Here is a 22,346-nt window from a genome sequence, read left to right on the forward strand (position 1 = left end):
TGACGACTGATCTGTGACCCTCACCCCGCAATGGCTCGAAGAACTGCGATCACGTGTCACATTGTCGACGCTGATCGGTCGCACGGTAAAAATCCAGAAGGCCGGCCGCGAATATAAGGCCTGCTGCCCGTTTCATAACGAGAAATCGCCCAGCTTCACGATCAACGACGAAAAGGGCTTCTACCATTGCTTCGGTTGCGGCGCCCATGGTGACGCGATCAGCTGGATGACCGAACAGCGCGGTCTTGGCTTCATGGACGCGGTCAAGGACCTGGCTGCAGAAGCGCAGATGGAAGTCCCTGCCCCCGACCCCAGAGCGGCCCAACGGCAGGAAACCCGTGCCACCCTGCATGACGTCATGGCGGCAGCACAGGACTGGTTTGTGACCCAGTTCAACGGTATTGAAGGCGCTCCGGCGAGGAAGTATCTGAAAAATCGCGGCATATCGGAAAGCACGATACGCGAGTTCGGTTTCGGCTTTGCCCCCGATTCCCGTGGCCGGTTAAAGGATGCCCTTTCTATCCATGGCGTGGACCAGCTGATCGAGGCCGGCCTGCTGATAAAGGTCGACGGCAAGGATCCCTATGACCGGTTCCGCGGCCGCCTGATGATCCCGATCCGCGATCCGCGCGGCCGGGTAATCGCATTTGGTGGCCGGATTTTGGGCGATGGTGAGCCGAAATATCTCAACAGCCCCGACACGCCCTTGTTCGACAAGGGCCGTACGCTCTACAATCTCGACAAGGCATCCCCTGCGTCCCGCCAGACCGGCCGGATATTGGTCGTCGAAGGCTATATGGACGCCATCGCGCTGGCTCAGGCCGGATTTGCAGATGTCGTCGCCCCGCTCGGCACGGCGCTGACGGAACATCAGATCGAACGTATCTGGAAAATGGTCGAGGCACCGATCCTCTGCTTCGACGGCGACAATGCCGGGCAGAAAGCCGCAATGCGGGCGGCCTTGCGCGCTTTGCCGATATTGCGGCCTTCGCACAGCCTGCATTTCATTTCTCTCCCCGCCGGTCAGGACCCTGATGACCTGATCCGCTCCGACGGCGCCCATGCTTTCGCCGCCCTGATCGCAAAACCGCAGACGCTCGATGATAAGATCTGGCAGGTGGAATATGACGCCGAACCGCTCAACACGCCAGAAACCAAGGCGGGACTGAAGAAACGCCTCTCCGATCATGTCCGCGATATCGCCGACCAGGATATCGCCCAGCATTATCGTCAGGAATTTCACGAACGCTATCAGGCCGCCTTTTTCGCGCAGAAAGACAATCGGTCCGAAGGGCGGTTCACGCCGAATAAAGGCCGCAAGTTCCCGTCCAAATTTGTCTCCTACAAACCGCTCGAGGAAACCAGGAGCTTTTTGATCGAAGGCTATGACCTGCAGATCGCCAAGGGCATATTGGGCGGTCTGATCCGTCATCCTTGCCGGATTTCCAGCCATTTCGAAGAGTTGAACGCGATCAAACTGGCCGATTCGCAGTTGCAGATGTTGCTCGGCGAACTAATCAATGTCGCAATGCGCAAAGAAACGCTTGATATGCAGGGCCTTCTTACCATATTGGAAAAGACAGATTGTTATAATGTCGCAAAAGGGCTGTTACGGGCCGACGCGCTGAATTTCACTTTCAACCGCAAAATGCCAGACGATGCCCCTTCGCTTTTGATCGAACGGGCGCATAAGGATCTGGCAGAAGCGATAAAAGTGGTGACAGCGCGCCCCGGATTGGAAGCAGCTCTGGCAGAGGCAACGCGGCGGTATATGGATGAACTCACGGAAGAGAGCCAAGCCGAACAGCAGCGCCTTCGAGAAGCGAAGCAGTTATTTCACGAGCGATTGGTCGAGCTGACCCAGATCGACGACGCGGTATAGTTTTAAATTAGGGGCCTGAGCCATTGGCAAGTAAAGCGAAAAATTCCAAAGTCGAAGACGAACCGTTGATTGATCTCAACGATAGCGCCATCAAGAAACTGATCGCCCAGGGCAAGAAGCGCGGCTATCTGACGATTGACGAGCTGAACGAAGCCCTGCCCCAGGACCAGAACGAGCAGATCGAGGACGTCATGTCCGCCATCTCCGAAATGGGCGTCCGTATTGTCGAGAATGACGAAGAAGTCGCTGAAGAACTGGGCGGCGATGAAGTCGAATCAATTGACGGCAAGGACAAAGAGAAAAAATCCTCCGCCGCCGTTCCGAAAAAAGCTGCGGCCGACCGCACCGATGACCCAGTGCGCATGTATCTGCGCGAAATGGGCGCTGTGGAATTGCTCAGCCGCGAAGGCGAAATTGCCATTGCCAAGCGTATCGAAGCTGGCCGCGACACCATGATCTGGGGCCTGTGCGAAAGCCCGACGACATTTAACGCTATCATCGAATGGTCGACCGCGCTCAACGACGGCGAAATGCAGTTGCGCGAAATTCTCGATCTCGACGCCATGCTTTCCAAGGACCCTGTTCCGGAAAACCTGGAAGAAGGCGACGATGATGACGGCGAAATCAGCGAAAAAACCGCTGGCCCCTCGTTCAAGGATGACGACGAGGTCGAGGACGAAGAATCGGCCGATGGCGAAAATGATGAAGAAGCCGAACTGACCGAACGCCGCACCAAGCGCGTGGTCGAAGAGGAAGAAGAAGACAACACCCTCTCGCTCGCGCAGATGGAAGAGGCTCTGAAACCGGACGCGCTGGAAAAATTCGCGTTGATCACTTCCGTGTTCAAGAAATTCTCCAAATTGCAGACGACCCGGCTGGATTCACTGGCAGCAGGCAAGGATTTCCCGACAGCTTCCGAGAATAAATATCACGATTTGCGCGAAGAATTGACCGCGCTGGTCGAAAGCGTGCAATTTCACGCCAACAAGATCGAGTTTCTCGTCGACCAGCTTTACTCGTTCAATCGCCGGCTGACCACATTGGGCGGGCAGATGCTCCGTCTGGCCGAGCGGCACAAGGTTCCGCGTCGTGCATTTCTGGAAAGCTATGTCGGCAACGAACTGGACGACGGCTGGCTCCCCAGCATGGCCAAGACCGACAAGAAATGGGCTGCCTTCGTTGAAAAAGAAGCTGAAGGGGTTGACCGCATCCGGGCAGAAATCTCCGATATCGCCAATGCTACCGGCACCTCGCTGGTCGAATTCCGCCGGATCGTCAACATGGTCCAGAAAGGCGAACGTGAAGCGCGTATCGCCAAGAAGGAAATGGTCGAAGCAAATCTTCGTCTCGTGATTTCGATCGCCAAAAAATATACCAACCGCGGCCTGCAGTTCCTTGATCTTATTCAGGAAGGCAATATCGGCCTGATGAAAGCGGTCGACAAGTTCGAATATCGCCGTGGCTACAAGTTCAGCACCTATGCGACATGGTGGATTCGTCAGGCGATCACACGCTCGATTGCCGACCAGGCCCGGACCATCCGTATTCCGGTCCATATGATCGAAACGATCAACAAGCTGGTCCGCACAAGCCGTCAGTTCCTGCATGAGCAGGGCCGCGAACCGACGCCGGAAGAAATGGCCGAACGGCTCTCCATGCCGCTGGAAAAAGTGCGCAAGGTGATGAAAATTGCCAAGGAACCGATTTCGCTCGAAACGCCGATTGGCGACGAGGAAGATTCGCATCTCGGTGATTTCATCGAAGATAAAAATGCGATCATTCCGGTCGACGCGGCAATTCAGGCGAACCTGAAGGAAACCGTGACTCGCGTCTTGGCTAGCCTGACCCCTCGGGAAGAACGCGTGCTGCGCATGCGCTTCGGGATCGGCATGAATACCGATCATACGCTCGAAGAAGTTGGCCAGCAGTTTAGCGTTACGCGCGAACGTATCCGGCAGATTGAAGCCAAGGCATTGAGAAAGCTGAAACATCCTAGCCGCAGCCGTAAAATGCGCAGTTTCCTGGATCAATAGTCAGGGAATTTTGCACCGATAATCATGGTTTGCAATTCCCTAACAGCCAATAAACCGGCTCTTTAGGAATAGCCTGTATACTCGGAATTTAACGAAGATGCCCATCGCATATTCGTGATAATTCTGGGGATATCGGAAACGCGATGCTAGGACAAAATGCACATTCTACAACACAGCGCAGCTTCGCTGAGCATGTTGGGGCCAATGGCAGTGATACAACAGCCTATGTCCGGCTCATCGCCGACGATTTCTCGATTCTATCCGGTGCGGATATTGCCGATATCGCCCATTTCTTATGCATTTTGCACGGCCGCCATCCTGGTGTAATCGATCGCGCTGCGACCAAAACGGCTGATGATGCCGCTCGCACATGGCTGGTTCAGGCAACCGATGGCTTTGTCGCTGAGCGATCATTCCTGACCAAATTGACGGTCGCTGCCGGACCGATTTCGGGCGTCAGCACGACCGACCAGAGCAACGCGGCAGTCTTTGGTCAACGCAAAGCGCTGGATATGCTTTCCCAATCGGACCGCAATGGATGCGCGATTGGAGCAGCCATTGCGCTCGTTTCGGATTGGCATTCCATGAGAAAGATTCTGGAACGAATCGCATTGCGCGTCGGTGTCGAAGCCCGTTCATCCACATTGCCGGATCTAACGACAACTTCGGTTCTCAAGGACCAATTATCGGAGTCTCCGGCCGTCGAGAGGGCTTTAAATTTCGGGACCGAACAACTGCTCAATCAGCACCGCGGTCTTTGGCAACTGCTGGAAGCACGCCGAAACACACGCCTTTCCCAATGAATCACAGGCAAGCTTTGCCCTTGATTAACTAAATGATTAACTTGCCTACATTCCGGCTTTTCCCTATCGCCTTTGCTCTGACGTTCACGGCAAGGAATAGAAAATCATGCGTTTTGACGGTACCAAGGACTATGTTGCAACCGATGATCTGAAGGTTGCTGTTAACGCTGCCATGACCCTCCGCCGCCCTCTCCTGGTCAAAGGTGAGCCCGGCACTGGTAAAACGGTTCTGGCCTATGAAATCGCAAAAGCGATGGGTACACCGCTCATCGAGTGGAACGTTAAATCGACCACCAAAGCGCACCAGGGCCTGTATGAATATGATGCGGTGGCCCGTCTCCGCGATGGCCAGCTCGGCGATGAACGGGTGCACGATATTTCCAACTATATCCGCAAGGGAAAGCTGTGGGAGGCGTTCACCGCCCCCGAACTGCCCGTGCTGCTGATCGACGAAATCGACAAAGCGGACATCGAATTTCCGAACGATCTTCTGCAGGAGCTCGACCGCATGGAATTCCATGTTTACGAGACCAAAGAAACGATCAAGGCGGTCGAACGGCCGATCGTGATCATCACCTCGAACAACGAAAAAGAACTCCCCGACGCGTTCCTGCGTCGTTGTTTCTTCCACTATATCAAATTCCCGGATCGCGAGACGATGCAGGAAATTATCAACGTCCATTTCCCCGACATCCAGGGAATCCTGGTCAAAAAGGCGATGGATATTTTCTATGATGTCCGTGACGTCCCCGGCCTCAAGAAGAAGCCCAGCACTAGCGAATTGCTCGACTGGCTGAAATTGATTCTCAACGAGGATATGCCGCTCGAAGTGCTGCAATCGAAGGATAGCAGCAAGGCGATCCCGCCATTGCACGGAGCGCTGCTGAAGAACGAGCAGGACGTGATGCTGTTCGAACGCCTGGCGTTTATGGCGAAACGCGAAGCGCGCTAGGCAAAGGCACAGAAGATGTTCTTTAACTTCATGGACGAACTCAGAGCCGCCGGCATTTCGGCTTCGCTCAAGGAACATCTGGTGCTGCTCGAGGCGCTTGAAAAAGACGTGATCCGGCGCAGTCCGGAGGAATTCTATTATCTCTCCCGCGCGACCTTCGTGAAAGACGAAGGTCTGCTCGATCGCTTCGATCAGGTTTTTTCAAAAGTCTTCAAAGGCATCGAAACCACCTACGGGACGCAGGAAGAAGATATTCCGCTCGACTGGCTGAAAGCGGTCGCCGAGAAATATCTGTCCGAAGAAGAGATGGAAAAGATCAAGGCTCTCGGCAGCTGGGACGAAATAATGGAGACGCTGAAAGAGCGTCTCGAAGAACAGGAAAAGCGCCATGAGGGCGGCAGCAAGTGGATCGGCACTGGCGGCACTTCTCCCTATGGCAATTCGGGCTACAATCCCGAAGGCGTCCGGATCGGCGGCGAAGGCGGTCAGAAAAAGGCGATCAAGGTTTGGGACAAGCGCGAGTTTCAGAATCTCGATAACAACAAGCTGCTCGGGACGCGCAATATCAAGGTTGCACTCCGGCGCTTGCGCAAATTTGCCCGCGAGGGTGCCGCTGACGAGCTGGACATTGACCGGACGATCAACGGTACCGCCAAACAGGGCTGGCTCGACATCCACATGCGGCCGGAACGGCACAATGCGGTAAAATTACTGTTGTTTCTGGATGTTGGCGGCTCGATGGATCCGTTCATCAAGCTTTGCGAAGAATTGTTCAGCGCGGCAACCACCGAGTTCAAGAATCTCGAATTTTTCTATTTCCACAATTGTCCTTATGAAGGCCTGTGGAAGGATAACCGTCGACGCTTCTCCGAGCGCACCAATACCTGGGATGTCCTTCACAAATATGGCCATGATTATAAGCTGATCTTCGTCGGGGACGCATCAATGAGTCCCTATGAAATCACTCACCCGGGCGGTTCTGTCGAACATTTCAATGAAGAAGCCGGGGTGACGTGGATGCAGCGGCTGACAAACACCTATCCCGCTGCAGCATGGCTCAATCCTGTACCGGAAAAGCAATGGGGCTATTCACAGAGCGTCAAAATCATTCGCGAACTGATGAACGAGCGGATGTACCCGCTGACGGTCGATGGTCTGAGCGATGCGATGAAAGAATTAACCCGGAAACAGGGTTAGGCTTCCACCGCCAATAATGTCGTGCCGTCATATTTCTCGGCGGCCGGCTCGAAGATTTCGGACTTTTCGAAATGGAGATCTTCGACACGAACATCTTTCAAACCCGAAAGTTTGAACGTTCCGATTTTGATCTCTTTCGGAGGCTGCCCGTCTTTTTCCAGCGGCACAGCATCGACGTACATTTCGTCATGGCGGGTATAGAGAATATGCGGCGCCAGCTTGAACGTCGTATTGTTATAGGTCGCGGCCACACATTTTTTCAGTGCGACGCCTTCGAAAATTTCTTTGCTCGGTAACATTGTGGCAAATTACCAGATTTTCGGTCAAATGCAATAATTATGTTGCAGTGCAGCATAATTAATAGAGAAGAAAATCTCCCAGCATCTGGCCCCACACGCGTTCGTCCGGTGCCGCTATTGCTTCCAGATCATTGGCAATCGCGGATGGATTCTCGATCCAATCCCGCAACGACGTTCCTCCGTTTATCACATCGAAAGCCAGCCTGCCTTCTTCATATTCATAGGGAAAGTCCCGCCACAATTCATAACCGGGATAGAGTTTCCCGATTGCCTTCAGCGCCAGCGCCTGAAGCCGCCAGGGACGGAAAGCCCCATGATCGTAAATGGGACCCTCGGCGTGAATCTGAACGCCGTTGCACAATTGGGACTGATGCTTGTGAAATGTCGGTTCGAACCAGATTTCCCGGAGCGCGCAGCCTTTCAGCCATTGGGGTGCTTTTCGCTGCATCTCGGCAATGACCGCGCGGGCATCAATATCGGGAGCGCCAAATAGTTCCAGGGGGCGGGTAGTGCCACGGCCCTCGGACAGGTTGGTCCCCTCAAGCATCACCGTCCCCGCGTAGGCTCTCGCCATATTGACGTTCGGCGCATTGGGGCTGGGATTGATCCAGATACGATCAACCGGCCAGCCGAAACCAGGGCCTCCCGGCTGCCACCCCTGCATTTCGATAACCTGATAATCGACATTGAGATTAAAATGGCTAACCATCCAGCGTCCCATTTCGCCCATGGTCAGTCCATGCCGCATCGGCATCGGCCCTGCCCCGACAAAGCTTTCCCATCCTTCTTCGAGGAGTGTGCCTTCGATAGGCCGTCCCGCCGGATTGGGCCTGTCCAGCACCCATACCGTCTTGCCGTGCTCCGCAGCCGCTTCCAGCATATATCGCAGGGTGGTGATGAACGTGTAAATCCGGCAACCGAGATCCTGAAGGTCAATCAGGATGACATCGAATGTGCCCATCGACTGACCTGTCGGCCGCCGGACTTCACCATAGAGACTGAATACCGGGATGTCGTGAACCGGATCATTATAGTCCGGCGACTCAATCATATTATCCTGCTTGTCACCGCGCAGGCCATGTTGCGGACCAAAAGCCGCCGTCACGTTGATCCCGTCAATCGCCGACAATGCATCGAGGCTATGGACAAGGTCCCGTGTCACCGAAGCTGGATGCGCAAGCAACGCGACGCGCTTGCCCGCCAGCGGCCGCTGCAGGTCCGCGTCTTCAATCAGCCTGTCTATTCCAAATTTCATCAACGTTCCGCTGCCTCCATTTTGAGCGTAAAACCATCCCGGTGGTGGAAATCCGGATTAGCGGCAGGATGCGCCAAAGCCCAGAGTGATTTCTCTCCGTCTTGCATTTCAATGACCGCAGACAGGCCCGCATCGAATTCTTCGCGCATCCAGATATCGGGCAATCCGAAGGTTACTTCGAGAGCCATATGTGTGTCACTGAAATCCATGTATATTTCGGGTGATTGAGCCAGTGCGAGTGGATCCATTCCGTTTCGGTAATGATCAAAGCTGTAGGCAGCCCAATTGCCCGACGGAGAAAAGTTAAACTCGCTATAGCGCTCGGTTCTCGGTTCGCCGAGGAATAGTTCGAAGCAGGTATTTTGCCACAGACCATCCATGCGTTGGGACTGATCCAGACCGTCTGGCAAGCTGACTTCCCCGACATTCCCGGCGGCATGATATCTCAGCCAGATGATACAGGTCTCGGACATCGACCATTCGACCGTGATTTGATCGATCGCCGATTGCGGAGTCATCGGATGGCATTGCAAGTTCAAACGCATATTGCGACTTTCGTTGTCCCCATGTAACGCACCAATCCATGACCAATTATCAATCTGATCTGCTGCGTCTACTGAATGATCGCGGCTATATCCACCAGTTAACCGATGCCAAGGCATTGGACACTCTTGCCAACAAGAGCATCATTCCCGGCTATATCGGATTTGATGTCACAGCAGATTCTCTTCACGTCGGGAATCTGGTCCAGATAATGATGCTCCGTCGGCTGCAGCAAGCAGGGCACAAGCCCATCGTATTGATGGGAGGCGCAACCACCAAAATTGGAGATCCGTCCGGCAAAGACGAGATGCGCAAGATACTCGACGATGAAGGAATCGCATCGAATTTTGCAAAAATTCGCGGCTGTTTCGAGAATTTTCTGACATTCGGCGATGGTCCAACCGACGCGATGATGGTCAATAATGACGACTGGCTTGGCCAACTGGAATATATTCCGTTTCTGCGGGATATTGGCCGCCATTTTACCATCAATCGGATGCTGGCGTTTGATTCAGTCAAACTCAGGCTGGAACGCGAACAGCCGCTAACCTTCCTCGAATTCAACTATATGATATTACAGGCTTATGATTATCTGGAACTCTCGCGCCAATATGGGTGCAAGTTGCAAATGGGCGGCTCAGACCAATGGGGCAATATCGTAAACGGGATCGAACTAAGCCGCCGGATGGACGGAGCCGAGCTATTCGGCGTCACCACCCCCCTGATCACCAAGGCGGATGGTTCGAAAATGGGCAAATCCGTCGATGGCGCAATCTGGCTGAACGCCGAACGCCTCTCGCCATATGATTACTGGCAATTCTGGCGCAATACCGACGACCGGGATGTCGGCAAGTTCATGCGCCTGTTCACCGATATTGATCTGGACGAGATTGCCCGCCTGGAATCAATGCAAGGATCGGATATCAACGAGGCCAAAAAGGTCCTGGCAGATGCAGCCACCAGCATGGCTCATGGTGACAAAGCGGCAAAAGAGGCCGCTGCCACGGCTCAGCAAGTGTTCGAACAAGGCGGGGCTGGCGGTGATTTACCAGTCTATCTTGTCGAATCTAAAGAGATATCCATAATTGATGCTTTGATTGGCATAGGTTTTTGTGCATCCAAAGGTGAAGCAAAGAGAATGGTCGCAGGCGGCGGTGCCCGTATAGGTGATGAACCGGTCAAGGACGCGGGATATATGATCGCCGTTTCCGATCAGGATGTAAAAATATCGGCAGGAAAGAAGAAGCACGGCCTGCTTCGAAAATCCTAGTTGCCAGCCTTCCTCAACCGTTTACCAATATTTACCTTTTATTCTTAGTCCCCGGTTATAGTTGCGAGGAACGATTTTGGAGCTCGCAGGACATGACCAGTGTACCGTATCAGACATCACCCGACCCGCGTCGTGCGACGCGTTTTCCGGTCGATTTTGAAACCATTTGCGAATTTCAACCCGATCAGGAAATCCGGATCCGGATCACCAATATTTCGGCCCATGGTATGATGGTGGATGGCGTACTGGATATGCTAAAGGGTGACAGAGTTACCGTTCGCTTGCCCGTCGCCGGTCGTATCGAAGCCTATCTGGTCTGGTCTCATCAAGGTCGCTGCGGCTTTGAATTCGAACGCGTTATCCGCGAGCCGGATTTTGTGGCGATGCTCGACAAGATAAACAACCTCTAGGCGCTAGCCGCTCCGCAACAGGCTGACGCCCCAATCACGCTCGAACAGATAAAGCGCTACCCGTGCTGCCTGCCCTCTTTCACTATCCAGTCCGCCATCGCGGTCGAGCAACAATCGAGCGTCATCTGTGGCCGGCCCGATCAGTTCATTGACCTGCGTAGGGGTGGCAACGCGAAAGCCGGCGTCTCCCGATTGCCGTGTACCCAATAACTCCCCGGCTCCGCGCAACCGAAGATCTTCCTCGGCGATGCGAAAGCCGTCATTTGTCTCGCGCATCAATGTGAGCCGCGCGCGCGCCGTCTCGCTCAGCGTATCTCCGCGAATCAACAGGCAATTGGATTTGACGCTTCCCCGACCGACACGGCCACGCAGTTGGTGCAATTGGGCAAGGCCGAAACGATCCGCAGCTTCGATGATCATCAGGCTGGCGTTGGGAACGTCGACGCCGACTTCGATAACCGTAGTCGCCACCAGAACCTTGATCTCGTCGCGCTGGAACCTTCCCATCACAAGGTCTTTTTCGGGCCCTTTCATCCGGCCGTGAACCAGACCTACCTGATCGCCAAAGCGCGTCTGCAGGCTGGCCGCCCGTTCCTCCGCTGCCGCTAGGTCGCTTTTCTCGCTTTCTTCGACCAGAGGACAGACCCAATAGGCTTGACCTCCAGCGGCGATATGGCGCGCAAGACCGTCGACTATGTCCGCCATACGCGCTCCGGACACAACGCTGGTATCGATCGTCTGCCGTCCCGGGGGCAGTTCGTCGATGCGCGAGACATCCATTTCCCCATATTGGCTGAGCGTCAGGGTCCGCGGTATCGGCGTAGCGGTCATGGCGAGAAGATGTGGTGTTCGTTCGGCTTTTTGTGTCAGCATGAGCCGCTGGGAAACCCCGAATTTATGTTGCTCGTCGATGACCGCGACAGCGAGATTCTTGTACCGGACCTGCTCCTGAAAGATCGCATGAGTCCCGATCAGGATATCGATCGAACCATCCATCAGCCCCATCAGCGTCGCTTCACGAATCTTGCCCTTGTCACGCCCGGTCAGGATCGCGAGATTGACCGGTAGCCCAGCCAGTAATTTTTGCAGACCTTCAAAATGCTGACGCGCCAGAATTTCCGTCGGAGCCAGAAAAGCACCTTGATATCCCGCTTCCACGGCAGAGAGCAGCGCCATCAGGGCCACCAGCGTCTTCCCGGAACCGACATCACCCTGAAGCAGTCTCAGCATCGGAGCAGTTTGTGCAAGATCGCCTTCAATCTCACCGATACAGCGTTTCTGGGCATTGGTCAGCTCGAACGGCAGCTTCAACTGATTGCGAAGCCTTCCGTCACCCTGAATGGGAATGCCCCTCTTGCTGCGGTTGCTGGCACGAACCAGCATGAAAGCAAGCTGGTTGGCAAAAACCTCGTCATAGGCCAGCCGGTCGTTGGCTCCCTGGCCTTCAGCGCTATGAAGAGCGGTGATACTATCCTTCCAATTCTTCCATTTTTTAGCTGCAAGCTGGCTTGGCTCTACCCATTCGGGCAATTCCGGAGCGAGCGCGAGCGCTTGTGCTGTCAATTGGCGCATCCGCACATTCCCTAGTCCGTCCGACAAGGGATAAATCGGCTCCAACAACGCAATGCTATCGGCCTGCTCCGGTTCAACTATCTGATCGGGGTGGACGATCTGCAGTTCGTCACCATAACGTTCGAGCTTGCCAGAAATGACTTTTGGTTCGCCAAGCGGCAATAATTTTTTCGGCCAACCCGGATTCCGCCCGAAAAAGGTCAGGCTGATATAATTTCCAGTTTGATCCGTTGCGTGTACCCGCAGCGGACTGCGCGGACCGCCGCTGCGATAGTCGACCGGTGTCACCTCAACAATGATGGTCTCGCCGACATCGATTTCATCCAGCTCTTCGACCCGTTTACGCTGCATCCAGTAGCTCGGTTGATGATAGAGCAAATCCTTGATCCGCGTCAGCCGCAACTTCTCGAGCGGCTTGGCCAATGCCTTGCCGACGCCCTTGAGCGACTGGGTTTCGCCAAATAATGGATTGAGTATCTCGGGCCGCATGTCTATCCGCCTTTATACCGTCGCTGGCGCATTATGCCAGCCAAGTTGGAGCAGCAATTATGGATCGCGAAACAAAGCTGAAAAGGCTGCAATTTCGCGCATGGCATCGCGGAACCCGGGAAGCCGATTTTTTGATTGGTGGTTTTTTTGATCGCTACAGTCAAGACTGGTCGGACAGCGAGATCGACTGGTTTGAAAGTCTGCTCGTCGAAGACGATGTGGATGTCATGGCCTGGGCCATCGGAACATTGCCCGTTCCGGAAGTTTTTTCCGGTCCGCAAATGGATGTCATGCAGCGACTCGATTATATTGACGCGACAAAATAATACCCCTCTCCCATTTTCAAAAGCCCATTGAACATGTCTTATCTAGATAGATTATCATCCTCGGAAAAAGGCATGACACTCGCAGGGGTGCCCGCTGGCTATCGCCCGCTGTTCCTGTCAGAAATTGCTGCCAATTCGGGACAGCGGACGATGTTCGTCGCGACCGATGACGCAGCGATGAGCGCTGTGGCCGAAGCGGCCCGCTTCTTTGAACCCGGTCTCGAAATCATCGAGTTTCCGGCCTGGGACTGTCTTCCCTACGACCGCGCATCTCCTGCCCTGCACACGACCTCAGACCGCCTTGCCGCTCTGGCGAAACTGGCGCTGCCCTGCTCGAACGGGCAACTGGTTGTCACGACTGTCAACGCCATAACCCAGCGGGTTTTGACGCCGTCGCGGATCAAGGAGTTTATCACCCATCTTGCGCCCGGCACGATCGTCGAGCAGGAGAAGCTGATCTCCTTCCTCTATGCCAATGGTTTTGTCCGGGTCGACACAGTCGCCGACAGCGGCGAATTTGCCGCCCGTGGCGGTCTGATCGATCTGTTCCCGCCGGGCGCGGAAATGCCGATCCGCATAGATCTGTTTGGCGACGAGATTGAAACCTTGCGCCAGTTCGATCCCGCTGATCAGCGTACTGTCGGAAATATCGACTCGCTTGACCTACTCCCGGTTTCCGAATTTCTGCTCGATCCGGACAGCATCACCCGCTTCCGTACTCGCTATCGCGACCTTTTTGGCGCTGTTGCAACCGGCGATGCGCTCTATCAATCGATTTCGGACGGGCGGCGCTTGGCCGGGATGGAGCATTGGCTGCCGCTTCTCGAAGAGCGGTTGGCAACTATTTTCGATTATGTCGGAGACGATTGCATCATTTTGCAGGACGCGGCCGGTTCCGCTGCAGCAGAAGCGCAATTTGCTTCGATTGCCGATTATCACAAGAACCGGCTTGAAGCCGACAAGGCCAATCTGTCGAGCTACCGCCCGCTAGAGCCGTCGTCGCTTTATCTAACGCCCGAAGAATGGCGGTCGCGCGAGCAGGAAGCGCCGGTCCATGTCCTCAGCGAATTTGACGAGCCCGAATCCGCAACGGTCATTTCAATGTCAGCGTCCTCGCCCCGTGATTTTGCACCGGAGCGAGCGCGCAATGAAAATATCTATCAGGCTCTGGGTGCCCATCTCAACAATCTGGCCAAGTCCGGAACGACCGCGATTGTCGCGAGCTATAGCAAGGGTTCGCGAGCACGCATCTTTGACTTGCTCAAAGATCATGGCGTCGAGACTCCGGTGTTTTGCGATGACTGGAACTCCTGCCTGACAACCGGGGCAGCGGTGGCCTTGACGATATTGCCATTATCCTCCGGTTTCCGGACAGAAAGCGTGTCGTTGCTCACCGAACAGGATATTTTCGGAGACCGTCTGGTTCGGAAATCCAAACGTCGCAAAAGCAGCGATGCGTTTATCGAAGAGCTTTCCGCGCTCAGCCAGGGCGATCTTGTTGTCCATCTCGAACATGGCATTGGCTTATACGAAGGCATTGTCTCGATCCCGGTCGGCGAAAGCCCCCATGACTGCGTGCATTTGAAATATGCAGGTGGCGACAAGCTCTACGTTCCGGTGGAAAATATCGATGTCCTCAGTCGCTATGGTGAAGGCGGCGATAGCGTTGTGCTCGACCGGCTCGGCGGTGAAGGTTGGCAACGACGCAAATCCAAACTGAAAGAACGCATCCGCGCGATTGCGCATGAATTGCTCCGAACCGCGGCGGCGCGGGCATTGCAGCCGGCCACCCCTGCCCGCGTCGAAGCTACCGAAATGGCGGGTTTCGTGGATCGTTTCCCCTATCAGGAAACCGATGATCAGCAGCAGGCGATCGAGGAAGTGCTTGCCGATATGGCTTCCGGCAAAGCAATGGATCGCTTGGTCTGTGGTGACGTTGGCTTCGGCAAGACCGAAGTCGCGATGCGGGCGGCCTTTGCCGCCGCCATGGCAGGCATGCAGGTAGCTATTATCGCGCCAACGACCTTGCTCGCCCGTCAGCATTTCAACAATTTCGAAGAACGTTTTCGGCCCTTTCCGATAAAAATCGGCAGGTTATCGAGACTTGTTCCTCCGGCGGAAACCAAGAAAACCAAAGAAGGCCTGGCCAGCGGCGAGGTCGACATCGTTATCGGCACTCACGCCCTGCTTGCAAAGTCGATCGAATTTCAACGGCTCGGCTTGATCATAATCGATGAAGAACAACGTTTCGGTGTGACCCACAAGGAACGGCTCAAGGCAATGAAAGCGGATGTTCACGTCTTGACGCTGACCGCCACACCGATACCGCGGACCCTGCAGATGGCGATGACCGGCATGCGCGAATTATCCGTCATCCAGACACCTCCGGTAGACCGCCTGGCCGTGCGCACCTATGTCATGCCCTGGGACCCGATCCCGCTGCGTGAAGCACTGTTGCGGGAACATTATCGCGGGGGCCAGTCGTTCGTTGTCGTCCCACGCATCGCCGACCTTCCCGACATCGAAGATTTTTTCAAGAAACATGCTCCCGAACTGACCTATGTCGTTGCCCACGGTCAAATGGCCCCCGCGACGGTGGAAGAGCGGATGTCCGCTTTTTATGATCGAAATTATGACGTGCTGCTTTCGACCACGATTGTTGAAAGCGGCCTGGATATCCCCAGCGCGAATACCCTGATCATTTATCGTGCCGACCGCTTCGGTCTGGCTCAGTTATATCAACTCAGAGGCCGCGTCGGACGATCGAAAACGCGTGCCTATGCCTATATGGTAACGCCAAAGGACCGGGTCATCACCGAGAAAGCAGAGAAACGCCTGAAAATTCTCGGCGATCTGGACAGTCTGGGTGCCGGATTTGAGCTCGCCAGCCACGATCTCGATATTCGTGGTGCCGGCAATCTGCTGGGCGACGAACAATCGGGACATATCAAGGAAGTCGGTTTCGAACTTTATCAGTCGATGCTGGAAGACGCGATTTTGGAAGCGAAAGCCAAAGGCTCAGGCCTGCAAGCTGCAACAGACAGCTTCTCTCCGCAAATCACGGTCGACGCCCCGATCCTCATACCGGAGGCTTATGTACCCGACCTTTCACTCCGAATGGGACTCTATCGCCGTATGAACGGACTCAAGACGCTTCCCGAGATCGAATCCTTTGCTGCGGAAATGATCGACAGGTTCGGTGACTTGCCGATCCAGACGGACAATCTGCTCAAGCTCATGCATATCAAAATGAACTGCGTGAACGCGCAGATTGCAAAAATCGAGATGGGACCGCGCGGTGCGCTGGTTACCTTTCACAACGACAGCTTTCCGAACGTTCAGGGCCTGCTCGATTATGTCGACCGGCTTAAGGGAACCGCAAAAATTCGGCCTGATAATAAGCTATTCATCGAACGCAAATGGCGCGATCCCAAGTCCCGTCTGCACGGTCTGACGCAACTGACCACGGGACTCTCGAAACTGGCGCAACGCGTTGCCGCTTAGTTACTCCGTAAGGCATAGGCTTCGAATTCGTCTGGCGAAAGCGGTCCTGAACGCAGGAAACCCTGGAAATATTCGCAGCCAAGTTCAGCCAGGGCCTCGAGTTGCCCCTCGGTTTCAACGCCTTCGGCAATCACGCTGAGATCAAGGCTATGCGCCATGTCGATGATCGACCGGACCACCACCTGATCTTTGGCCGATCCGCTGATATCACCCGTCAGCCCGCTGTCGATCTTCAAATAGTCGACTGGCAATTTCTTGAGATATGACAGGCTGCTGTAGCCGGTACCGAAATCGTCAATCGCAATACGAACACCAGCCGTCCTCAATCTCTGCAACATGTTCGCCGATGCCGTTAAATTCCCGATTAATTCTGATTCTGTTATTTCGAGAGTCAGCCGATGCGGTTCGAAACCGGCGTTCGCGACCAGCTTCTTCATATTGCCCTCAAATGCCGACACAGCCAAATCTCCGGCCGTTACATTGATCGACAGACGCAAAAACCCAAGGCTTTTTGGCCAACCGGCAGCGAGCGTCAACGCCTGCTTGTGGATTTGCGCCGAAAGAGATTCCATCACCCCTGCCCGCTCAGCAACGGCGAACAGGGTTGAGGCACCCAACAGCCCATATCCGGGATGTTCCCAACGTGCCAACGCTTCAGCACCCATGAGTTGTCCCGTATCGACTTTGATTTGCGGCTGGAACGCTATGACGATTTCTCCCCGACCCATCGCCCCGGCCAATTGATCCTCCAGTACCTCTTCCAGATGTACATCGGCTTCAGTAACCGTGCTAAAATTGATCGGCAAAGCATCTGCAGCGGTCGCCTCCGCCAGCGCCAGAACGGCTTTTCTTATCAATGTCTTTTCACTGGAGTCTTTGTTCCCGATCGCCACCCCGGCACGCGCCACGGGGTTGATCGGCCGCCCTTCTAGTTGCAGGCCAAGAAAAACGCTGTCGATCAGATCATTCGCAAAATCCGAAATCTTGCTACTCTGAAGATCTTCTAGTGCGACCAGGAAATTCTGCCCATCCAGCCGCGCGACCAACTGGGATCCTGCATATTGACGCTGCGTCTGATCCATCAACCTGTGACCGACAATACGCAGCAGCTGATCCCCGGCATGCCGCCCGAAAGCAGCATTGATCATCCGGAAATTTTTGATGCCAATGGCAATGAGCGTCGGGTGACTTCCCGCTTCCAGTTTTCTCCGAATCCAGAAACGCGCAGCTGCAGTATTTCTCAACCCCGAAAGCAGATCTCTTCCCGTCCAGTCGTCAACATCCTCGCTGCTGGCAAGATATTCGATTCTGCCGAAAATCCGGCCAGCCTCTTCATGCAGGTGATGAAGTACTGCGCGTCCATCAAGCTGGTGCGGAACCGCCGCCTGTCTGGCACCGTCACGCAGACGCCCCATAGCACCGCGAACACGCTTGCGTTCTTCGCCCGATAGTTCGCGGTAGATTCCCGTGGCAGGATATCGTTTGAAATCAATGTGGGGAATCGCTTTTGACAGACTATCGCTAACCCAGGATTCGTTGACAGACTCCAGCGCCATCGACCATTGCAAATCCGCACTGGTCAGCATCGATTGTTCGTGCCTCGCGCGTTCAGCGCCCCCCCGAACATTCTCGACATAACGATAGGCATATTTGATCGACAGCGACAGATCCGCTCCTGGATCCGCAAAATCGAGATAATGTGTCGCACCCGAATCGTAACATTGCTGAACGATCTGAGAGTTTCCACTGCTATCGACCAAAGCCAATATCGCGATTCCGCCTTCGGTCGCAGAAGTCGAAAGTTCGACAATAGCCTTCAAAGCATCATTAGCGGCGCGGCGAGCATCAATAACGGCGATCATTGCCCCGGCGGAGAAAAAGCGGCCGCTCAGATTGTTCGATCTCCGGGCGGAATGAACCCGCCAACCGAAAGACGCAATTTCTGCGGCCAGAGGATCTCGCTCGTGGAACGAAAGCAGAAACAGATTTCTGAATGCAGCCAGATGCGCAGTCGAGATAGGTAATTCGGGAACCTCAAAACTCCTTAAACGAGACCACCGGAACGCCGGTTTGCCGACGACCGACTATCTTTTTCCGTAGCAGCAAAACCTTTATATGGCGTTGCCTGCCTTTCCGGAAAGCGCTAGCCCTATAGCATTGAATCAACATGAGGCGCCCTATGCAAGACGGTTTCGGACGCAAAATTGATTATTTACGTATTTCGGTCACCGACCGATGCAATTTCCGCTGCCAATATTGCATGTCGGAAAAAATGACCTTCATGCCGAAGTCGGAACTGCTGACGCTGGAAGAAATCACGCTGATCGCGGAACGCTTCATCGGCCACGGCATCCGCAAGATCCGGCTTACCGGCGGTGAACCGCTGGTCAGGCGGGATATGAAGGACGTGATCCAGCGGCTCGGCAGAAAAGTAGCCTCCGGTGAGCTGGAAGAGCTAACCCTTACTACCAACGGATCGTTGCTGACCGAATATGCCGACCATCTTGCTGCCCACGGCATGCGGCGGATCAATGTCAGCATGGATACGCTGGACCCCGCCCGATTTTCCGAGATCACCCGCGGCGCCGATGTGAACATCGTGCTGAATGGCATAAAAGCCGCGAAGAAAGCGGGTATCCAGGTCAAGATCAATATGGTTGCGGTTCGCGATTTCAATGAAGCAGATCTTTTGCCGATGGCAGAATATTGCGCCGAGAATGGCCATGATCTGACGATTATCGAGAGCATGCCTTTGGGCGATGTCGGTGCAGATCGCAAACTTGCCCATATTTCCGCCGATGAATTCCTTGTTCCGTTGAGAGATCATTATGCGATCTCACCCATTCCCCATCGCAGCTCCGGGCCGGCGCGCTATGTTTCGGTCGAACCGCTCGGCCTCCGGCTGGGACTGATCACGCCGCTCAGCAATAATTTCTGCGATGATTGCAACCGGTTGCGACTAACCACCGACGGCAAGATATATATGTGTCTTGGACACAGCGCCCATGTCGATCTGCGCGCCGCGATTCGCAAGGATGGCATCGCTGCCGTTGACCAACTGCTTCAACAGGCTCTAAAGCTCAAACCGCTGCGCCACGATTTCAATGCGCAGCTCGATGGGTCCGCAGAGATATTGGAGCGTCATATGAACGTCACGGGCGGATGAGCGAAAAAAAATGGGCACTGATCGTGTCGCCAACACCACCGGCGCAGGAAGCGGCCGAAAAGCTGAAATCACTGATCGACTGGGTGCCGGTTGAAGAAGCCGACCAGGCCGTGGTTCTCGGCGGTGACGGCTTCATGCTGCAAACGCTGCATCAGATGCTCAATCGCCGTAAGATCATGCCGGTCTATGGCATGAACCTGGGCACCGTCGGCTTCCTGATGAACAACTGGCACATGGAAGACCTGAACGAGCGTCTGACCAAAGCGCGTGCTTTCAAGGTCAAGCCGCTCAAGATGGAGGTGGAAACCATTTCAGGAGCCAGTTTCACCCTGCCCGCCATCAATGAAGTCTCGCTTCTGCGCGAAACCCGGCAAACAGCCAAGCTGGAAATCGAGATCAACGGTCGGATCATGATGGAGGAACTGGTCTGTGACGGCGTGCTGATTGCGACGCCCGCTGGATCCACTGCCTATAATCTTTCCGCCAATGGTCCGATTCTGCCGCTGACATGCAATCTCCTGGCGCTGACACCGATCAGCCCGTTCCGGCCGAGACGCTGGAAAGGCGCAATTTTGCCGGACAAGATGGAAATTACCATTCGCGTGCTGAACCCGGAAAAACGGCCCGTTAGCGCCGTTGGCGACCAACAGGAAGTCCGAGATGTCAGCTGCGTTAAAGTCGCGATAGACCGCGCTCAGGCGCTGACGATGCTGTTTGATCCGGAGCATGCGCTCGACGATCGTATCGCTATGGAACAATTTGTCGTTTGATGGCTTGCGGCCCTCAAATGTCGTTGCTATAGGCGCGCTTCACTACAAACATCTCGATCCAGAATCGAGGTTGTTCCCCGATAGCTCAGCGGTAGAGCGTTCGACTGTTAATCGAAATGTCGTAGGTTCGAATCCTACTCGGGGAGCCATTTTTCATGGCGCTGTTTTACACCAAATCCGGCAGTTTGATGCGAGATCATGATCGTTCGTGAATGTCGAACGTCTGTTCGTGCAAATAACGCCCTGGAAGCGTGTTTCACGCGAATGCGAGGCTATAAGGGCCCTGATCCGTCATGGATGAAATCTATCACGCAAGGGCGGCTGTAGGAAAGACCACCGTACACGGATAAGAACCGACCTGTATCAACCCCCAGATATATTCAGGCCGCTTTGGCCAGTGCGACCTGGTTGCGACCGTTTCTCTTGGCGTGATACAAGGCCTTGTCTGCCCGATCCATCCCGTCGTGCAACGAATCGGTGTCGCTCAATATCGCCAGCCCGAAACTCGCGGTCACCTTGTGACTGGAATCCAGTTCCGGGTGCACGACGAAGCGCAACGAATCGCAAATATTCTGGGCCAGAAATTGCGCCGTTTCGACCGGCATCCACTTGGTCAATATGGCGAATTCCTCACCGCCGGTTCGCGCTACCCGACCATAGCCCTGACACAGATCCAGAGCTGTTTGCGCTATTCTTTGCAGCACCTTGTCGCCCGCGGCATGGCCATATTGGTCATTAACCAGCTTGAAATGGTCGATGTCGAACAGGATGATCGTCCGCATAAAAATCGCCCCCTGTTTTTCATCGGCGCGGGCGGCGAACAATCCTTTCAGACCGCGCCGGTTCAGCAGGTCCGTCAAGGGATCACGATTGGACTGGGCGTGAAAATGCAGAACCATGTCATGACCGGCAGCGAATAACAGCACGATCGCCAGCGCCAGAGCCGCGATGCCGTTTGTTAGCTGGAATAGCCAGACATAGGTCGACTCCGTATAGCTTTGCTCGGTCAGGGCATGGCCGAGCACGATATTGATGGTTACAACCCGGATGACGAACGTGGCAGCGACAGTCGCGATGACACCAAATAGCGCGCCGTCGATCAGTTTTGTGCCCGCCTTCCACAACGGCCACAGCGACAAGGACAGAAGCCCCCCCGCCCCGGCATTGACCAGCAGTGTTCGCGCGTAAATATCCGGCGTGACGAAACTCAGCCATATCAGACCCGCGGTCGCAACTGTAAGACCAAGCCCGACCAGCTTGACCGGGAAGACTGCATTGCACCTGATGTAAATCGCCCTGGCAATTGCCAGACTGAATATCCAGAACATGCCGGTCGAGAGAAAGATGAGGCCCATCGGTGTCGAGGGAGTTCGCGTACTGGCGAGCATATAGGCGACGAAAGCCGCGACATAGGCAAGACCAACCCATCCCGAAAATTTCTGGCTCTTGACCGAAAAATGGAGGACCCCGAAAACAAGTGCAAACAAAGCCAATATTACGGCTGTTAATATGTGAAAGTCAGAATTTCCGGACATTAACCGCTGTCTAGCAGGGAAGCTTCAATTAAGAGTTAACCGAATCGCGTCGGTAGAGAATCCATATATGGAATAACGAGCCAAACTTGGCGGCTTTTGCCTTCGCGGGAGCCCGACTGTTTCGGTGCCGCGCCCAAACTTTACACAAACAAAATGTTTTATTTTCTGTAACCTTTGCCCGAAACACGCGAAATTCCTGCCTTTATCGAACACTCCCCTACCGTCGAGTGTAACCTTTCAGATTACCTCCCAAAACGGTCGGGTGAAATATGCGGACAACAGCCAGCGGCGTTATTTATCCAGGTTATCAAAGAGCATGTCCCGCGTGTGTCGCAAGAGC

The 22,346-nt window shown here is 54.6% G+C and carries 17 protein-coding genes and 1 tRNA gene; 12 read left to right on the top strand and 6 right to left on the bottom strand.

Annotation, left to right across the window (positions count from 1 at the left end; genetic code table 11):
- Positions 1-13: 13 nt before the first annotated feature.
- The 5 genes from dnaG (at position 14) to AAC060_RS15430 (ending at position 6,867) form a co-directional block, all read left to right on the top strand.
- Positions 14-1,882: a DNA primase gene (dnaG, locus tag AAC060_RS15410; protein ID WP_339827881.1), complete on the top strand. Its 1,869-nt coding sequence runs from the start codon at positions 14-16 to the stop codon at positions 1,880-1,882.
- Between the two features lie 23 nt (positions 1,883-1,905).
- Complete coding sequence (gene rpoD / locus AAC060_RS15415; RefSeq protein ID WP_339827883.1) at positions 1,906-3,915, top strand: RNA polymerase sigma factor RpoD; 2,010 nt, start codon at positions 1,906-1,908, stop codon at positions 3,913-3,915.
- 143 nt (positions 3,916-4,058) lie between these two features.
- The gene (locus AAC060_RS15420; protein ID WP_339827886.1) at positions 4,059-4,718 is read left to right on the top strand and encodes a hypothetical protein; all 660 of its coding nucleotides are present in this window, start codon (positions 4,059-4,061) and stop codon (positions 4,716-4,718) included.
- Positions 4,719-4,824: 106 nt separating this feature from the next.
- Positions 4,825-5,670, top strand: coding sequence for a MoxR family ATPase (locus AAC060_RS15425; protein ID WP_339690089.1), 846 nt, complete (start codon positions 4,825-4,827; stop codon positions 5,668-5,670).
- 15 nt (positions 5,671-5,685) lie between these two features.
- Positions 5,686-6,867, top strand: a complete 1,182-nt coding sequence (locus AAC060_RS15430) for a VWA domain-containing protein (protein ID WP_339827888.1) — start codon at positions 5,686-5,688, stop codon at positions 6,865-6,867.
- Here the strand turns inward: AAC060_RS15430 and AAC060_RS15435 are convergent.
- From AAC060_RS15435 to AAC060_RS15445, 3 genes are read right to left on the bottom strand one after another with little or no spacing between them, the layout of a single operon-like run.
- Positions 6,864-7,166, bottom strand: a complete 303-nt coding sequence (locus AAC060_RS15435) for a hypothetical protein (RefSeq protein ID WP_339827891.1) — start codon at positions 7,164-7,166, stop codon at positions 6,864-6,866. The two genes, AAC060_RS15430 and AAC060_RS15435, sit on opposite strands and share 4 nt — an antisense overlap.
- A gap of 58 nt (positions 7,167-7,224) precedes the next feature.
- Entirely contained in the window at positions 7,225-8,421 is a 1,197-nt protein-coding gene (locus AAC060_RS15440; protein ID WP_339827894.1) for a DUF1343 domain-containing protein, read from the bottom strand.
- Positions 8,421-8,966 carry a DOMON-like domain-containing protein gene (locus tag AAC060_RS15445; RefSeq protein ID WP_339827896.1) on the bottom strand — a complete coding sequence of 182 codons (546 nt, stop codon included), beginning with the start codon at positions 8,964-8,966 and terminating at the stop codon, positions 8,421-8,423. The genes AAC060_RS15440 and AAC060_RS15445 overlap by 1 nt, the downstream gene beginning before the upstream one ends.
- 38 nt (positions 8,967-9,004) lie before the next feature.
- Here AAC060_RS15445 and tyrS point away from each other — a divergent pair, with 38 nt between their 5' ends.
- Together tyrS and AAC060_RS15455 are read left to right on the top strand one after the other, a co-directional pair.
- Positions 9,005-10,234, top strand: a complete 1,230-nt coding sequence (gene tyrS / locus AAC060_RS15450; protein WP_339827898.1) for a tyrosine--tRNA ligase — start codon at positions 9,005-9,007, stop codon at positions 10,232-10,234.
- 92 nt (positions 10,235-10,326) lie between these two features.
- On the top strand, positions 10,327-10,644 hold the full coding sequence (locus AAC060_RS15455; protein WP_339827901.1) for a PilZ domain-containing protein: 318 nt from the start codon (positions 10,327-10,329) through the stop codon (positions 10,642-10,644).
- Between the two features lie 3 nt (positions 10,645-10,647).
- Here the strand turns inward: AAC060_RS15455 and recG are convergent, their stop codons facing one another.
- Positions 10,648-12,705, bottom strand: coding sequence for an ATP-dependent DNA helicase RecG (gene recG / locus AAC060_RS15460; protein WP_339827904.1), 2,058 nt, complete (start codon positions 12,703-12,705; stop codon positions 10,648-10,650).
- A gap of 59 nt (positions 12,706-12,764) precedes the next feature.
- Here recG and AAC060_RS15465 point away from each other — a divergent pair, with 59 nt between their 5' ends.
- Together AAC060_RS15465 and mfd are read left to right on the top strand one after the other, a co-directional pair.
- Positions 12,765-13,031 carry a succinate dehydrogenase assembly factor 2 gene (locus tag AAC060_RS15465; RefSeq protein WP_339827906.1) on the top strand — a complete coding sequence of 89 codons (267 nt, stop codon included), beginning with the start codon at positions 12,765-12,767 and terminating at the stop codon, positions 13,029-13,031.
- Positions 13,032-13,064: 33 nt separating this feature from the next.
- On the top strand, positions 13,065-16,535 hold the full coding sequence (gene mfd / locus AAC060_RS15470; RefSeq protein ID WP_339827908.1) for a transcription-repair coupling factor: 3,471 nt from the start codon (positions 13,065-13,067) through the stop codon (positions 16,533-16,535).
- Here mfd and AAC060_RS15475 read toward each other — a convergent pair.
- Positions 16,532-18,397 carry a GGDEF domain-containing phosphodiesterase gene (locus AAC060_RS15475; protein ID WP_339827911.1) on the bottom strand — a complete coding sequence of 622 codons (1,866 nt, stop codon included), beginning with the start codon at positions 18,395-18,397 and terminating at the stop codon, positions 16,532-16,534. The two genes, mfd and AAC060_RS15475, sit on opposite strands and share 4 nt — an antisense overlap.
- A gap of 317 nt (positions 18,398-18,714) precedes the next feature.
- On the opposite strand from AAC060_RS15475, the gene moaA reads away from it, so the two are divergent.
- From moaA to AAC060_RS15490, 3 genes are all read left to right on the top strand, one after another.
- Positions 18,715-19,701 carry a GTP 3',8-cyclase MoaA gene (gene moaA / locus AAC060_RS15480; protein WP_339827913.1) on the top strand — a complete coding sequence of 329 codons (987 nt, stop codon included), beginning with the start codon at positions 18,715-18,717 and terminating at the stop codon, positions 19,699-19,701.
- The gene (locus AAC060_RS15485; protein ID WP_339827916.1) at positions 19,698-20,471 is read left to right on the top strand and encodes an NAD kinase; all 774 of its coding nucleotides are present in this window, start codon (positions 19,698-19,700) and stop codon (positions 20,469-20,471) included. The genes moaA and AAC060_RS15485 overlap by 4 nt, the downstream gene beginning before the upstream one ends.
- Before the next feature lie 74 nt (positions 20,472-20,545).
- Positions 20,546-20,620 (top strand) — tRNA-Asn (locus tag AAC060_RS15490).
- A 231-nt stretch (positions 20,621-20,851) separates the two neighbouring features.
- On the opposite strand, the gene AAC060_RS15495 is transcribed toward AAC060_RS15490, so the two are convergent.
- Positions 20,852-22,006: a GGDEF domain-containing protein gene (locus AAC060_RS15495; protein WP_339827918.1), complete on the bottom strand. Its 1,155-nt coding sequence runs from the start codon at positions 22,004-22,006 to the stop codon at positions 20,852-20,854.
- Positions 22,007-22,346: the final 340 nt, after the last annotated feature.

It is taken from the genome of uncultured Parasphingorhabdus sp. (assembly GCF_963975555.1).
In the GTDB taxonomy this organism is placed as follows: Bacteria; Pseudomonadota; Alphaproteobacteria; order Sphingomonadales; family Sphingomonadaceae; genus Parasphingorhabdus.

Bases quoted from the DNA above. Each gene is read 5' to 3' on its own strand.
- AAC060_RS15440 (WP_339827894.1), bottom strand. From the start codon at position 8,421: ATGAAATTTGGAATAGACAGGCTGATTGAAGACGCGGACCTGCAGCGG.
- recG (WP_339827904.1), bottom strand. From the start codon at position 12,705: ATGCGGCCCGAGATACTCAATCCATTATTTGGCGAAACCCAGTCGCTC.
- moaA (WP_339827913.1), top strand. From the start codon at position 18,715: ATGCAAGACGGTTTCGGACGCAAAATTGATTATTTACGTATTTCGGTC.
- AAC060_RS15485 (WP_339827916.1), top strand. From the start codon at position 19,698: ATGAGCGAAAAAAAATGGGCACTGATCGTGTCGCCAACACCACCGGCG.
- AAC060_RS15420 (WP_339827886.1), top strand. From the start codon at position 4,059: ATGCTAGGACAAAATGCACATTCTACAACACAGCGCAGCTTCGCTGAG.
- tyrS (WP_339827898.1), top strand. From the start codon at position 9,005: ATGACCAATTATCAATCTGATCTGCTGCGTCTACTGAATGATCGCGGC.
- AAC060_RS15465 (WP_339827906.1), top strand. From the start codon at position 12,765: ATGGATCGCGAAACAAAGCTGAAAAGGCTGCAATTTCGCGCATGGCAT.
- AAC060_RS15475 (WP_339827911.1), bottom strand. From the start codon at position 18,397: ATGATCGCCGTTATTGATGCTCGCCGCGCCGCTAATGATGCTTTGAAG.
- AAC060_RS15435 (WP_339827891.1), bottom strand. From the start codon at position 7,166: ATGTTACCGAGCAAAGAAATTTTCGAAGGCGTCGCACTGAAAAAATGT.
- AAC060_RS15455 (WP_339827901.1), top strand. From the start codon at position 10,327: ATGACCAGTGTACCGTATCAGACATCACCCGACCCGCGTCGTGCGACG.
- AAC060_RS15445 (WP_339827896.1), bottom strand. From the start codon at position 8,966: ATGCGTTTGAACTTGCAATGCCATCCGATGACTCCGCAATCGGCGATC.
- mfd (WP_339827908.1), top strand. From the start codon at position 13,065: ATGTCTTATCTAGATAGATTATCATCCTCGGAAAAAGGCATGACACTC.
- AAC060_RS15425 (WP_339690089.1), top strand. From the start codon at position 4,825: ATGCGTTTTGACGGTACCAAGGACTATGTTGCAACCGATGATCTGAAG.
- AAC060_RS15430 (WP_339827888.1), top strand. From the start codon at position 5,686: ATGTTCTTTAACTTCATGGACGAACTCAGAGCCGCCGGCATTTCGGCT.
- AAC060_RS15495 (WP_339827918.1), bottom strand. From the start codon at position 22,006: ATGTCCGGAAATTCTGACTTTCACATATTAACAGCCGTAATATTGGCT.